At 56.4% G+C, this 12,312-nt stretch carries 15 protein-coding genes; 6 read left to right on the top strand and 9 right to left on the bottom strand.

Annotated elements, in window-relative coordinates; all coding sequences use genetic code 11:
- Nucleotides 1-342 precede the first annotated feature (342 nt).
- Nucleotides 343-633: an H-NS family nucleoid-associated regulatory protein gene (locus ACK59X_RS27330; RefSeq protein ID WP_409961662.1), complete on the bottom strand. Its 291-nt coding sequence runs from the start codon at nt 631-633 to the stop codon at nt 343-345.
- 285 nt (nt 634-918) lie between these two features.
- Between ACK59X_RS27330 and ACK59X_RS27325 the strand changes: the two genes are divergently transcribed.
- The 4 genes from ACK59X_RS27325 to ACK59X_RS27310 all read left to right on the top strand — a co-directional run bounded on the left by ACK59X_RS27325 (nt 919) and on the right by ACK59X_RS27310 (nt 4,126).
- Complete coding sequence (locus tag ACK59X_RS27325) at nt 919-1,515, top strand: hypothetical protein (protein ID WP_409961661.1); 597 nt, start codon at nt 919-921, stop codon at nt 1,513-1,515.
- A 79-nt stretch (nt 1,516-1,594) separates the two neighbouring features.
- On the top strand, nt 1,595-2,233 hold the full coding sequence (locus ACK59X_RS27320) for a YkgJ family cysteine cluster protein (protein WP_409961660.1): 639 nt from the start codon (nt 1,595-1,597) through the stop codon (nt 2,231-2,233).
- A 637-nt stretch (nt 2,234-2,870) separates the two neighbouring features.
- Entirely contained in the window at nt 2,871-3,296 is a 426-nt protein-coding gene (locus ACK59X_RS27315) for a hypothetical protein (RefSeq protein WP_409961659.1), read from the top strand.
- Nucleotides 3,297-3,310: 14 nt separating this feature from the next.
- Nucleotides 3,311-4,126: an N-6 DNA methylase gene (locus ACK59X_RS27310; protein WP_409961658.1), complete on the top strand. Its 816-nt coding sequence runs from the start codon at nt 3,311-3,313 to the stop codon at nt 4,124-4,126.
- 51 nt (nt 4,127-4,177) lie between these two features.
- Here ACK59X_RS27310 and ACK59X_RS27305 read toward each other — a convergent pair whose 3' ends face one another.
- From ACK59X_RS27305 to ACK59X_RS27290, 4 genes are all read right to left on the bottom strand, one after another.
- Nucleotides 4,178-4,447, bottom strand: a complete 270-nt coding sequence (locus ACK59X_RS27305; protein WP_409961657.1) for a hypothetical protein — start codon at nt 4,445-4,447, stop codon at nt 4,178-4,180.
- A gap of 80 nt (nt 4,448-4,527) precedes the next feature.
- Nucleotides 4,528-4,908: a hypothetical protein gene (locus ACK59X_RS27300; protein WP_409961656.1), complete on the bottom strand. Its 381-nt coding sequence runs from the start codon at nt 4,906-4,908 to the stop codon at nt 4,528-4,530.
- 3 nt (nt 4,909-4,911) lie between these two features.
- On the bottom strand, nt 4,912-5,619 hold the full coding sequence (stbB, locus tag ACK59X_RS27295) for a StbB family protein (protein WP_409961655.1): 708 nt from the start codon (nt 5,617-5,619) through the stop codon (nt 4,912-4,914).
- Nucleotides 5,616-6,023 (bottom strand): hypothetical protein, encoded by a 408-nt coding sequence (locus ACK59X_RS27290; protein ID WP_409961654.1) that lies wholly within the window; start codon nt 6,021-6,023, stop codon nt 5,616-5,618. The genes stbB and ACK59X_RS27290 overlap by 4 nt, the downstream gene beginning before the upstream one ends.
- 299 nt (nt 6,024-6,322) lie before the next feature.
- Here ACK59X_RS27290 and mobC point away from each other — a divergent pair, with 299 nt between their 5' ends.
- Nucleotides 6,323-6,880, top strand: coding sequence for a plasmid mobilization relaxosome protein MobC (gene mobC / locus ACK59X_RS27285; protein ID WP_409961653.1), 558 nt, complete (start codon nt 6,323-6,325; stop codon nt 6,878-6,880).
- Nucleotides 6,877-8,310: a relaxase/mobilization nuclease domain-containing protein gene (locus tag ACK59X_RS27280; protein ID WP_409961652.1), complete on the top strand. Its 1,434-nt coding sequence runs from the start codon at nt 6,877-6,879 to the stop codon at nt 8,308-8,310. Before mobC ends, ACK59X_RS27280 begins: the two co-directional genes overlap by 4 nt.
- A 63-nt stretch (nt 8,311-8,373) precedes the next feature.
- On the opposite strand, the gene ACK59X_RS27275 is transcribed toward ACK59X_RS27280, so the two are convergent.
- From ACK59X_RS27275 to virB11, 4 genes are all read right to left on the bottom strand, one after another.
- A complete protein-coding gene (locus ACK59X_RS27275) occupies nt 8,374-8,646 on the bottom strand; it encodes a hypothetical protein (RefSeq protein ID WP_409961651.1) in 273 nt (90 codons plus the stop codon).
- A gap of 95 nt (nt 8,647-8,741) precedes the next feature.
- The gene (locus ACK59X_RS27270; protein WP_409961650.1) at nt 8,742-9,545 is read right to left on the bottom strand and encodes a hypothetical protein; all 804 of its coding nucleotides are present in this window, start codon (nt 9,543-9,545) and stop codon (nt 8,742-8,744) included.
- Nucleotides 9,546-9,574: 29 nt separating this feature from the next.
- Nucleotides 9,575-11,518 carry a type IV secretory system conjugative DNA transfer family protein gene (locus ACK59X_RS27265; RefSeq protein ID WP_409961649.1) on the bottom strand — a complete coding sequence of 648 codons (1,944 nt, stop codon included), beginning with the start codon at nt 11,516-11,518 and terminating at the stop codon, nt 9,575-9,577.
- Entirely contained in the window at nt 11,484-12,182 is a 699-nt protein-coding gene (virB11, locus tag ACK59X_RS27260) for a P-type DNA transfer ATPase VirB11 (protein WP_409961648.1), read from the bottom strand. The genes ACK59X_RS27265 and virB11 overlap by 35 nt, the downstream gene beginning before the upstream one ends.
- Between the last annotated feature and the right edge of the window lie 130 nt (nt 12,183-12,312).

The following is a 12,312-nucleotide window of genomic DNA, read 5'->3' as shown; positions in this document are numbered from 1 at the left end:
GCTTAGGCCATGTTGCGGATTACGCGTCTCAGTGCCCGAATGGCTTTGAGCGGTGGCTGAACTTTCAGCGCTGAAAGTCTTTCGGCCGGCTAGCGTTTGATGGCCGTCTTTTCTGATTTGAAATTAGTTATTTTTTTGCGCTGAATTTATTTATCGAGTGCGACGCGAATCCTTTTACTGGCGACTTTCAGCGCTGAAAGTTCGGCTAGCCGTATGGGTTGGTGCTGAGCTTCCCCCCCCCCCAGCGCTACGTCCAATCGACGCCGTTTGCGCCAGCGCCAAAAAAAAGAGTTCTGCGTACCAGCAGAACTCTTCAGTTCGGGGCGCGGCTTAGAACGTGAACTATTTGATCTCGAAAGCCGACCGATCTTTGTCGCGAATCCACAGTGGCGGCTTGCCTCGTCCTGTCCAAGTAGAACCCGTTGCTGGATCGCGGTACTTGGCCGCGACGGAGGTGCCAGCTGTACTGCTCTTGCGTTTGCCGCCAGAAAAGATATCTGCTTGCGTGAGCCCAAACTCAGCGATCAGAGACCTAACTTGAGAAACTGCATCAGATAGTTCACGCTTGCGAGCTTCCCCGATCTGTGCCTCAAGAGCATCACGTTGGTTCAGAAGATCTTTGTAGCTGGCCATCGAAATACCTATTGAAAAGTGGTTTGAGAAATTATATTGAAATCCTTTGATTCTGAAAATTCGATTGAAAGGACAAGTATCGTGAATGAACGGTCTTTGCAGGGCAAAGAGTCGCCAGAGCCTAGTTCAAAAAGGGGAGTGGGGCAATCGCAGCAATTTGACCTCCCTCGTTCAGATAGCGCGGAGGTCGCCGCTACGCCTGCGCCGCGGCTTGATCTATCAAAGCTTTAACTCGTCATCACGATCTTTCCGGCTCTAACGGCAGGTCTATACACGGTTGGCGCAATGCACTACACCAGCTACCTTGGGCGCTATGGGATTGAGAGCACGCAGTTTCTGCTTCCAATAGATCGGGTGCTCTTCAACGGATTTACATCGAGCTTTGCCTTTGCTCTGTGGCCTATCATCAACGCGATTGCCATTGCTCTGCTCGTGACGATGATCTCTATGCTGATGGGTGGTGTTTCGATGCTTCCCGCTGTGAAAAGGTCCCAGTCATTTTTTGAGACTAAAGTGAGAAAAGCGCTGACGGGTCGGTTGAGCGGAGTGGCTGGAGCTATGACCCCTCTCTCAGCGCTTCTTTTTCGAGTCTCCGATATGTTCTATCGGTACGCGGTTGGCATATTCTTCATCGTTGTTGCCATCTATGGCGCAGTTCTCGCTTCGACTAAATCCGGCGCGGATGATGCGGAAAGAGAAAAGTTGCGGTGGATCGAAAAGAAGAGCGCTGTCGCTGTGGTCAAGTTGGAGGGGGAGCCATCCTTCGACGCGCTCCCGATCATTTGTGGCACGGCTCATTGCGCGTACTGGACGGGCCGCGAGACCAGAGTACTACGGCACGAAGAAGTAAAGGGCCTCTCGATGCGACCTGCTCCGACGTAGTTGCGTAATTTTTCCAAGGGATTCCGACAAATGCTCGCCGGAACAGGTCGTAGGGAGCTCAATTTCCGATAATGCCCAGGTGAACGACAAGCTATCAACGCACATAGGAAAGATCGAGGCCCGCTGGCAAGGCCTCGAAGAGCGCGTCCAGGCGAAGCTCGCAACCTTCGCCGGCGCCGATCGATCAACCGAGGCTCGGCTTCTTTCCCAAGCCGCACATGCGAGCACCGTGGCCAAGCGGGTCCATTGGTTGCGAAAGGCTGCCGAGACGGCCACACGAGACGTTGCCGCTGTCGCTGCTTGCCGCAAAGGTTGTGCGCACTGCTGTCGCATCACGGTGGCGGTCTCGCGAGCAGAGGCTCAAGTGATCGCAAAGGAAACGGGGCGACCACTGAACAAGCAGGCCGGCGCGTATTCGCAAGACAGCCAAAATGAGTACGTCGATCCGAAAGCTCACCTTGCTGCGGTGGGCTTTGGTAAGCCATGCCCTTTTCTCAAAGACGAAACGTGCAGCATCTACGCGTTTCGGCCGCTTGCCTGCCGCCTGCAGGTGAATCTGGATGAAGACGATTTGCTGTGTCAGCTTGTCGAGGGTCATACGCCTTCTGTGCCGTATCTCAACCTGATGGCGCATCACGCCGCGGCTGTGGTTCTCATGGGGCAGGGGCAGGCCTACGACGACATAAGGCAATGGTTTCCTGAGGACAGCACCAAATAGCGGAGGAGGGCTCTGAGAGATCCTGGCGCATTTCCGCTTTCGCGGAAACCGGGATGCCCTTCCGAGCGCGCCTATTCGGCTTGGTCCCTGCGGGACTGGCCTTCGGCCACTCTCCAGGCCACCACTTGCGGAGCTCCACAAGGGATGCTGCGAGTTGGGACGCCGGAACGTGCCCGGCGGGCACAACCACGGCAACCCACCGCGCACCAACCCTTAGCCGCCGGGGGTAACCCTGCAGATCGCAAGGTGCTGCGCCCCCTGCTTTAACTCCCTTCGCGCCTGCGACGCTGCGCGCTTCACTTGCCCATGGCCAGCCGCGCAGCTGCGCGGTCTTGCGCTCGCCGCGCGGCGGCACCGTGGCGAGGCAAGTACCCCCGCTCAGTTTTGCCTGAGTGCGTCGCTTTTCGTTGGACTTTGCAGCCTGGCCGTTGTTCGGGCAAGGAGGTTTCCGTAAAAGCACTTTGTGCTTTGACAAACCCTCCTCCTTGCCCGCCCGCCGTCCCGGCCGCGGCAGACCCCCGGCGACGAACTCAGGAAAACGGCCGCGAAGTCCGGGGCACATGCCTTCGCCACGGAGCCATCAATTGATCGGCTCCGAATCTTGGAACCCGGCCGGCATTGGAGCAAAGAGGACAACATGCAGCAAACACATTCGATAGCGGAGCACATCGCAGGCGTGGCCCGCAACAACGGAGCAAGGGGTATCAAGCGATGGCTCGTCGGCCTGGCTCGGCACGGCAAATGGCGGGTTGAGGTCGAGGAGATCCGACGTGTGCCAGTTGTCGCGGTGGGCGGCACAGCGAGCAACTTGCGTCGAATCGCTGAGCTTGACTCGCTCGGAGCTTGCCCGGTCGATGAGGCGTTGCTTTGCCTCCTAGCTGACCTCGTCGGGGATGTCGGTGCCATTCTGGCCGTGGTTGAACTTGCGCAACAGGCCCACGCTGCTATCGAAAGCGCCTTACTGAATCCGGGATGGCATGCGGGGTCCGTGGATATTGCCCGCCGCCGTGCGCTCGCTGCGAATCTGTCCGAGGCCTTGCGGGCCATCGGGGTGGAGTCGTGAGGGGAGGGCGGGGCATGGCCGAAGACATCTTCAAGATCGGGCCAGCAGGCCACAAGAAGCGGATCACCGGGCTGCTACGCGACAACGCGCGGCGCCATCGCCTCAGCGAGGTCTTCAGCGACTTTTGCGAGGTCGCCGCGCTGGCGATCTCCAACGCGGTTGACATCCCCCAATTCAAGGATCGTGAAGCGCGGTATTTGGACATTGTGGGTCGCTATGAGCGCGAGGAAGTGGAGCGGTTTCCGGCAATGCTGGCCGCGCTCACTGCCTGGATGGAATGCGCAGGGATGGCCGATTGCCTGGGCGAACTGTTCATGTCGCTTGAGCTGGGCGATAGCTTCAAAGGGCAGTTCTTCACGCCCTATGAAGTTTCGCGGCTGATGGCTGGCTTGACACTAGGCCAGGACGCACAAGGTCAGATCGACGCCCATGGGTATCTGCGCGTGAGTGAACCCACTTGCGGCGCGGGAGGGATGGCAATTGCGATGGCCGACGCGTTGCAATCGCAGCAAATCAACTATCAACAGTGCATGCATGTGACGGCCCAAGACATTGACCGAACCGCTGTGCACATGACCTATCTGCAACTTTCATTGCTGCACGTCCCCGCCGTGGTGATCTTGGGCAACACCTTGTCCATGGAGGTTCGGGAACGGTGGTACACGCCAGCGCACATCCTTGGCGGCTGGGGTGCTCGGCTGAGGAACCGCAATGCGCAGGTACCGGTGCCGCAGATACTTGAGCTGGCGCCAGTTGGCGCCGCAAGGGTTGAGGGGGCTGCAGTCTGGAAACCCGCGCCGGCCGCCCTTGATCAGCTGGCCCTGTTCTGAACTGTGGCGGATTGCGCTTTCAGGCGCGGTCCGCCACACGGCCCAGGGGAATCACGCCTTGAAGCGGCTGTGCAGCGCCACCAGGCGCTCGGCAAGCCCTTCGTGGTCTGATCGCATATCTGCAATGGGCGTGGTGCCTGCGCAGACTCCTTCATACCAAATGTGAAACCCTGCTGTTTCAGGCAGAGGGTTTTCAGCCATCAGCTGAATGGCGGCGCTGATGCTGTCCGCTTCGCAATCCCCCAGGTGAGCATGCCCCTCCATCACGTGAGCGCGGTAGTGGCCTGGTTCCAGCTTGACGATGTGCAGAGTGAAGAGCATGGGTTCAGATTTGAGGCATGACAACGGGAATTCAATCGTGTCGTGAATCTGATCGCACTGACCACGCACTGGCGATCCGATCACGATAGTCTTTGGGTCGCAAGCACCGCAACAGCGGTGATGAATGAGGACAGTGCAGCGGAAGCGAAAATCGCCTGTCTGACGGACAACGTTGAACGTTCGTCCTGCTGAGTTTGCGGCGCGCATTGGATAGCACGAATCTCTTCCGCCTTCTGATTCGCGAAAGCCTGCAGGCTGCTCTTGGCCGCATCGGTGTACACCGATGCGGCGGTCCGATACTCGGCCCCTGCGCGCTCAAGCGCCTGGACTGAGGCTCCCATTTGCATGTGCGTCGACCGCAGCAGCTCGGGATACTGCTCGATCCTTTTCATGATCGAGTCAATGTCGCCGAGCATCTCCGCAATCAGCGCGTTCTTGACCGTACTGGCGGAGTGGGTCATGGGTTACTTGAAGATGATCTTGTAAACCGCATCAAGATTTTCATTGGCACTAATCGCCAACCTCTTCATGGCGATCATGTTGACCGAATGTTCCTTCTCGTCATCGGTCGTGGCGGATCGCAACTTGGCTCGGTAGTCCGTGTCATCCGCGTTAACCGCGCCCAGCGAAGTCTGAGCGGCCTTCATACGTTCATAAACTTCATTGCTGTAGATGGCAGCAGCTGCATTCAAGCGGAATGACCGTTCAGTCGCGGCCAGGCCGAACAGGGCGCCAAAGTCTGCCTGGACGTTGTCGTCCACATCTACCCGATTGAAGACCACACTGATTCGGTCACGCTTCACGCCGATTTGTTGCAGCGAGCGGATGGTGTTGACCGTGTCCTTCTGAACTTTCTGTTCCTTGACGACCGGAATGATGAAATGGTCGATGTCTTCGTGAGAGCCGGCATACTGCTGCATCATCTTCAGGAAGTCCTCGACATTGGATGCTCCCACGTCGATGATGGCCTTCTCTGCGGTCAAAAGTTCGTCCGCAAGCGCTCCAAATCCTTTGCCGCGAATCTTCTCGACTTCGAGTCCGTCCGCATCCGCCCCAGCGTTTATGGATTCTACGGAAAAAATCTTCGCATCTGGCATGCGAGGAGACAGGAGATGGGATGCAATGACTGTCTTTCCCACATTGCCACTGAAATTAATTACTGCGACTTTCATTTGAATTGCTTTGCTGCTCTCCTCAGAGCATTCAGGTCTGGTGAGCTATTAATAATTGCGTCCAGCGCAACTGGACCTTGACTTTCCAAAACCCCGGGTTGCACACTGCTAGCGCTGGTTTCAAGCCCCAGAGATGGTGCTACCTGTGATTTTAATTCCCCCCTCTGCAATTTCGCAGACTTTGAAAGCTCCCTTCTTCGTATCCTATATAAGGTCATTGGAAATGATTTTTCAGTTATGGCAACACCATGCTTGTTGAGCGTGCTGACGATCTCTCGCATGGAGACGCCAGACGCAATGGCTTGCTCAATTTCCTTGATGTTTTTCTGAATTTTTGCGCTAATGGAGATGCTGCTAGCATTTTTTGAAAGCGCCTGCAGATCGCTCGTCAGAGAATCATTCATCTTTCCAATGTTGAAAATTGTTGTTTATATGTGGCAGACCCGTAGAGGTATTGTATGAAATCTGATCTAAACATGATGTTAGTACGTGTGACAGGTGTTGCATATGTGTTGCCCCGCAGTGGTAAATGCGCGGCAAGTAATAAGAGGTGGTTGATATCTAGGGCAGGATTCGTGGTGCCACCGCATTTGTCATACAGCCTATTAAATAGGCAACTCCTCGCATCGGCGTCAGCAGTGAAAGCCATGAAATTTCCCGCCTGTTGCCAGCAAGCTTCTGATCAATGCAGGCCGGAGCGCCGATGAAAAAGGAAGAAACCGAAGTCCTAACCGTCCGAGTCCCCGCTGGAACAAAGCAAAAACTAGCGGCAGCTGCGCATGCAAGAGGCACGAAGCCGGCGCCGCTCGTGAATGCAATGCTTCTCGCGCTCTTGAACGACGATCAGGCTGAAGCCCATCGGATCGAACCGATTGCCGGCCAGATGACGATGTGCCGTTCCGAATTCTGGATCCCGGAATTCCTACGTGTTGCTCTTTTGCGACGTGCAAAGGAAGAGGGCTTCAAGCCTGCGCGCTGGGTATCGCTCTTGGTCCAAGCCAACTTGATGGCTGGCGGCGTACTCACCGACGACGAGCTTTTCACGGTGAAAGAGTCCAATAGAGAACTAGCCGCTATTGGCAGAAACATCAACCAGATAGCAAAGGCCATAAATGAGGAGGTGGCGATGGGGCGCAGCCTTTCAGCATCTGGCCAGGTCAAGATGGAATTAATAGGCAAGTTGCAGGATCGCATCGAGTGCAATCGAACTGCGATTGATGACTTGGTCATCCACAGAAACCAGGCTTGGCGAGTTGCATGACGAACATTCTCGACCGACTTATCGGGGAAACGGGCTATTCTGGAAAAGTCCGCAGAAAGGCAAATCGAACGCCGAACCTGAAGTTAGGCTCTGGTGGAGCAAGGGCGCGCGCCGCCCGAGTAGCAACTGGATCGCCTGAAGTCGTTGTAAAGATTTCCAGCTTTGGAAAGGGTGGGGCGCATGCCAAGTCTCACCTGGTCTACATAAGTCGCAATTCAAAAATTGAAATGGAGAACGAGAGGGGTGAAATATTCAAGTCCAAAGATGAGCTTCGCGAGCTTCACAAGGATTGGATGCGGGATATCGACCAGCACCGTGTTGGAGAGAAATCCAGAGACACTATGCATGTCATCCTGTCCTGCCCATGTGATCCACCTGAAAAGCTAAAGGACGCAGCACGAGACTTCGCAAAATCAACATTTGGTAATAACCACCAATACGTCTTTGTTCTACACACCGATACCGACAACCCCCATGTTCACTTGTCAGTGAAGATGAGAGGGTTCAATGGGAAAAAGCTTCAGGTTGCGCGCGGTGACCCGCAGGTATGGCGCGAGGTGTTTGCACAAAAACTTCGCGAGCGAGGGATAGACGCCGAGGCAACTGGCCGGGTTGTGCGCGGAGTCGTCAAAAGGCCAGAGAAGCAAGTCTTGCGTCATATCGACGCGACGAGCACAGCCCGTCCGGAAAGAGTTTCGAAGGTGCGCGCGGCTGTCGCTCAAGAGGCTGTCTCAGAACTTCGATCAGAAAGCCGAGGAGACACCCTCGCTCAAAAGCCGTGGGAGGCGCGAATCAAAGACACCCAGCGAGAGGTAAAGAAGCAGTGGCTGCAATCCGCTCGAGCGCTGCGAAAACTCGATTGGAAGATTAGAGATATTAACAATAGGTTATTGAGCAATGTCAGACCGAACTATCAATCCAACAACGATGCAAACAGAAAAGCCCAGCTCGCAGTTGCCGCTCTATACAAGCCCAGTACTGGCACTCGTGGATCAGAAGCGATTGCCGGAGGTATCCCCGGCTTGCGAAACGTGTCCTCTAGCAATGTGGATGGCGCAAGAGTCCGCGCTCAAGTGCTTTTGCAGTCGAATGCACACCTTCAGTTGGGGCGACGACCTCCCCGTGGTCCTGAAATGCGACGGCAGGGAGTTGGCGCTGATGGAGATGGCCCGGGCCGCAGAGAGCGAGTGAGTCCCAAGGAGGTCGAAGTAAGCAATACCGAACGCGCCAACCAGATTCGCGCCTTCGTGCGCAACATGCCACCACCGCTCACCGCGTTGCAAAGTCTCAAGGGCCGGTTAAGGGCGGCTGGCCAAGCACTTGGGTTTGCACACGCCCCTATGAGATCGGTGGAGTCTCCCAAGACTCCAGACCGCGTGGGTCCAGCACCTGGCGGACGTGCGCCGGACAAGAGCATTGATCGGGGATGACCGAGACCAGTCGTCTGTGCGATCAGCTTTCAGCGCATTCGAGCCGGCTGGGAACTACTCGCGTCAATTCAGCGCACCGCCCAGCGCGGAATATGTCCTTGTCGCGGGATCAAGAGTGAACATTTGAATGAGATCCCCTGCTTGCACTCGAACTTCCGGGATGATGCCATGAAGGCGTATGTATCGGCCTTCAATCGTGCTTGGATAGGCTTGGCCAAACCGATCTCCAATTTGCACGAGGGTGCTTGCTGTTTGGAGCTCGATGGTTGTTCGACCGGCATACACATATGCGGTCGCGAAGGTGCCGTGGCCAGCGGATTTGTAGTCGTTGCTCACCCTGAGTACCGGAGGAGGGGAGGGCGGCTGAGGTGCGCTGCATGCCGCCAGCACAAGTGCAATGCAGGGAAGTATCACGCTGGAGGGGTTAAGAGTCATCGCTCGAGTTCGCTTTCATTTTCTTGTTCGGCTCGCCTTGAACCAGTTGCGCGGCGCGGATCTTGTGAGGATGCAGCCGGGCGGACGCGCTCCCTCTCCGTTGACTTTGCGATGTTGTCGTGCACTCGATCCATAACCGTCTGCTTCTCCGCTCTCGTCAGGTCGCTGTTGTTCACCTTTGCATGAATTGCCGCCTCGGCAGCGCGAGCATGGTCGGCACCCAGAGTGTGTGGCACGGCCTCAATCCGATTGACACGCTCGCGGCCATTTTGGCTGGTCTGTTCAGCGTCGCGAGGCTCCGCGCGAGTTTCATCCTGCAACGAGGACTCAAGTGCTGGGCTTCGTTCAGCGCGGAGATTGCCGGACGCAGGACCTTTTTCGCCACTGCCAAGTACGGGCTTCTCGTCCTGTGAGTCAACACTCCCGGAGTTTAAGCGCTTCGCGTCATGTGGCCGTGAATCGGTGTTCGCGGATCCTTTGTCGGGTGTGCTTTGACCCCTCTGGGGTGATGTGTCGGCCAGGCCGACATTGCGCGCCCGATGCAAGAGAACGGCGCCGTTTTCGCTCTTGAGTAGAGCTGCTTCGTATTCGCTCCTGGCGTCGGCATTGGCCGCGATCATCGTGCTGGCGACCTTGCGGTCCGCTGGATCGACGATCCGTAAATAGTCTTCGACATCGCGGCGCACCCACAGGTCCGCCTGGAGACTGCCGGCTCTGCCTTCGTTTCGGCGCTTCACTATTGCGCTCACCTCGTCCTCGGCGCCGGTGGTCGGTTGCTTTGCAATGGTTGGACTGTCCATTCGTTCTCCTTTGCTGGTTGGGGGCAGTGTTAGAAGCCTGCCCGGCGGGTGAGTTCGTCAGCCCAGGCTTGTAGGGCATCGATGCTTCGACTTCCAAGTGCAGGGGCGGGGATGTCAGAGAAGTCGATCGCGAAATCCATTGGTGGAATGATTGGATTCCCGCCTTGCGGCACATCTGGGCGGCCTTGAAGGCCCCTTTCGACCTGGTTCAGGTGGGCGACAAGGTCAATGCTGGGGACTGTCGACGCCAGTTCGCCCGCATACATTGCTGCGTCCATCTGATCTTTTGTGATGACAGATTTTTTCCCGCCGCGGATCGTGGCTGAGACAAGACCGAGGCGCGCGACAAAGGATGGGTCCTTGAAGTAGGTTGCCTTCCTGGCCTTGATGGGCGGGGTATTCTCAAGAATGATGATGGCCGTGTCTTGACCTAGGGCCGCAGCCTCCTGCGGCAACAGCAGCGCGCGTCGTTGATCACTGATGTTCTCTGACTTGTGGCGCTTCGAGAACAACGCTTTGCCTCGCGACTCCGACTTGCCCTTCACGGTGGTGTAACCGAGCCATTCACTGATGTCCCTCGTAGCTTGCAGATCGGAAGCCTTCGGAGGAAAAACGATGTTGACCGCGTGGTTGGTCGTGAAGGTGAGCGCAGCTTCCTTACCGTAGACGTCAGTGAGTTGGGACGCGCTTTGAATGATGGGCATCATGCGCAGGCCGTACCCGGCAATGAAGCTGATGCCTTTGGAAAGCACATTGATTTTCCCGATCGCGGTGAACTCGTCCATCAGCAGTAAACAGGTGAACTTGAGATCCTTGTTTTGCGATGGCAGCTCTCGGGTATTGAGGTCGATCAACTGCTGAAAGAACAAGTTGACCAGCGGTGAGAGGCGCTCGAGGTTGTCCGGTGTGATGCCTACATAAATCGACATTCGCTTTTTGCGAAGGTCGCGCAAGTCGAAGTCGTTCACGCTCGTGGCTGCATCCACGATGGGGTTCATCCACAACTCGAGCCTTGATCGGAACGACGTCATGACGCCAGACCTAGTGTTGTCAGAGGCGATCGATGCGTACGATTGGAGGCCACGCAGGCACGCGCCAGTGAGCGGCTTACCCTCGTTCTCGCGCTCCTTGATCAGCTTCAGGAAGTACTCCGCTCCGTCCCCCTCCACAAGCGTCTCCCGCAGGACCTGGCCTATGGTGATTGGCTTGGTGCCCACTTCGATCAGGTAGAGAACAATGCCGACGAAGAGACTGCGAGGCGTCGCGGTCCAGATTGGATCGGTACCCTGTTGGTCCGGGAACAGCATGTTCGCAATCTTCTGCGCATCATCGATGCGGAAGTTCGGGTCGCTTGAGATGTAGGCAAGAGGGTTGTAGCGGTGTGTCTTGCAGTTCGACGACACCGGATCGAACAGATAGCAACTTTGCCCGTGCATGGTGCGATACCCGCTCGTGATATCCCAGTTCTCCTTTTTAACGTCCAGAACGACGCAGCTTTCTGGCCAGTGCAGCAGGTTGGGTATGACGACTGAGACGCCTTTGCCCGATCGAGTCGGTGCTACGAGAAGTGCATGTTGTGGACCACCAAAGAGGAGGTATCTTCCGCGAAGCATTCCGATGATGAGTCCCTTCTCCCCAGTCAGGCCGGCGCGAACGACTTCAGACCACTTTGCGAAGCGGGCGTCGCCGTGGAGGCTGGGCTTCTTTTTGCGCAGCAACAAGGCGATAGGTACGGCGACAGCGAAGAATGCGAACGTCGAAGACATACCCAACCAACGTTGGACTTCAGCGTTGGAGCCGTAGTGGGTCCAGAACTGCAAGCTCGTAAAGGGCGTGGCACGGTTGTAGTCGCCATTAAAAGCCGCCAGCATGATTGCGCCGGCGACCAACTGCCAGGTGGCCAGGAAGGCAAGGAGAAGGGACAGAGACAAGACGCCCTTAGCCCAACTGCTTTCGCTTAGTTTCCGGGTCATAGTAGATCTCGCGCAACTTCCATTTGTCGAAGTAGAGGACGACGTCGATCGTCGTGAAGAGTCGATGTTTGATGTAGTCGGTATCCAGGTGTGCGCCGGTCCTGCTGTCCTTGATGAAGGCGGTCAGCTGCTCGAATGCTTCGTGTGCACCGTTCGCATGCATCGTTGAAATCGAACCAGGGTGTCCGGTGTTCACGCTCTTGATGAACTCCCACGCCTCGTCGCCTCTTAGCTCGGCGAGCAGGATCCGGTCCGGCTTCATGCGAAGGCAGGATGCCAGCGCCTGCTTTGGCGTCACGCGCGATCCGCCCTCGTCGTCCCGGGCGTAGAAGAGATGAACCTTGTTTGGGACATCGCGCATGAAGAGCTCGTGGACATCCTCGATCGTCACCAGGCGCTCGTGCCGGGGGATGTGCTGGATCAAGCTCTTGGTAACGGTAGTCTTCCCGGAGCCAGTCTTTCCTACGATGAGAATGTTTCGTTTACTCGTGACAGCAAGCTCCAAAAACTCACGTATGTTCAGCGCCGACTTGAGCTGCAGAAGCCGACGCTCAAATTCCTTGAGTTCGTCGGAGATGACGCGGACTTCATCGAATGCACCGTGGGTTTCGAGATCAAGTAGTGTTTTGTCCGTGTATGAAGGTTTGCGGATGGTGATGGACACCGTTTGAGGTTGCCCCTGAAAAGTGGAGTTCTTAACCCTTGTTGAAAATACCGACAAGGAGTTGAGCAATGAGTGACAAGCAAGTGCGTGCGCAGTACACGCGGGAGTTCAAACTGGAGGCGGTTCGGCA

The organism is Acidovorax sp. (assembly GCF_046339755.1).
Classification (GTDB): Bacteria; Pseudomonadota; Gammaproteobacteria; order Burkholderiales; family Burkholderiaceae_C; genus Acidovorax.
This window is presented reverse-complemented; position numbering and strand designations above follow the sequence as displayed.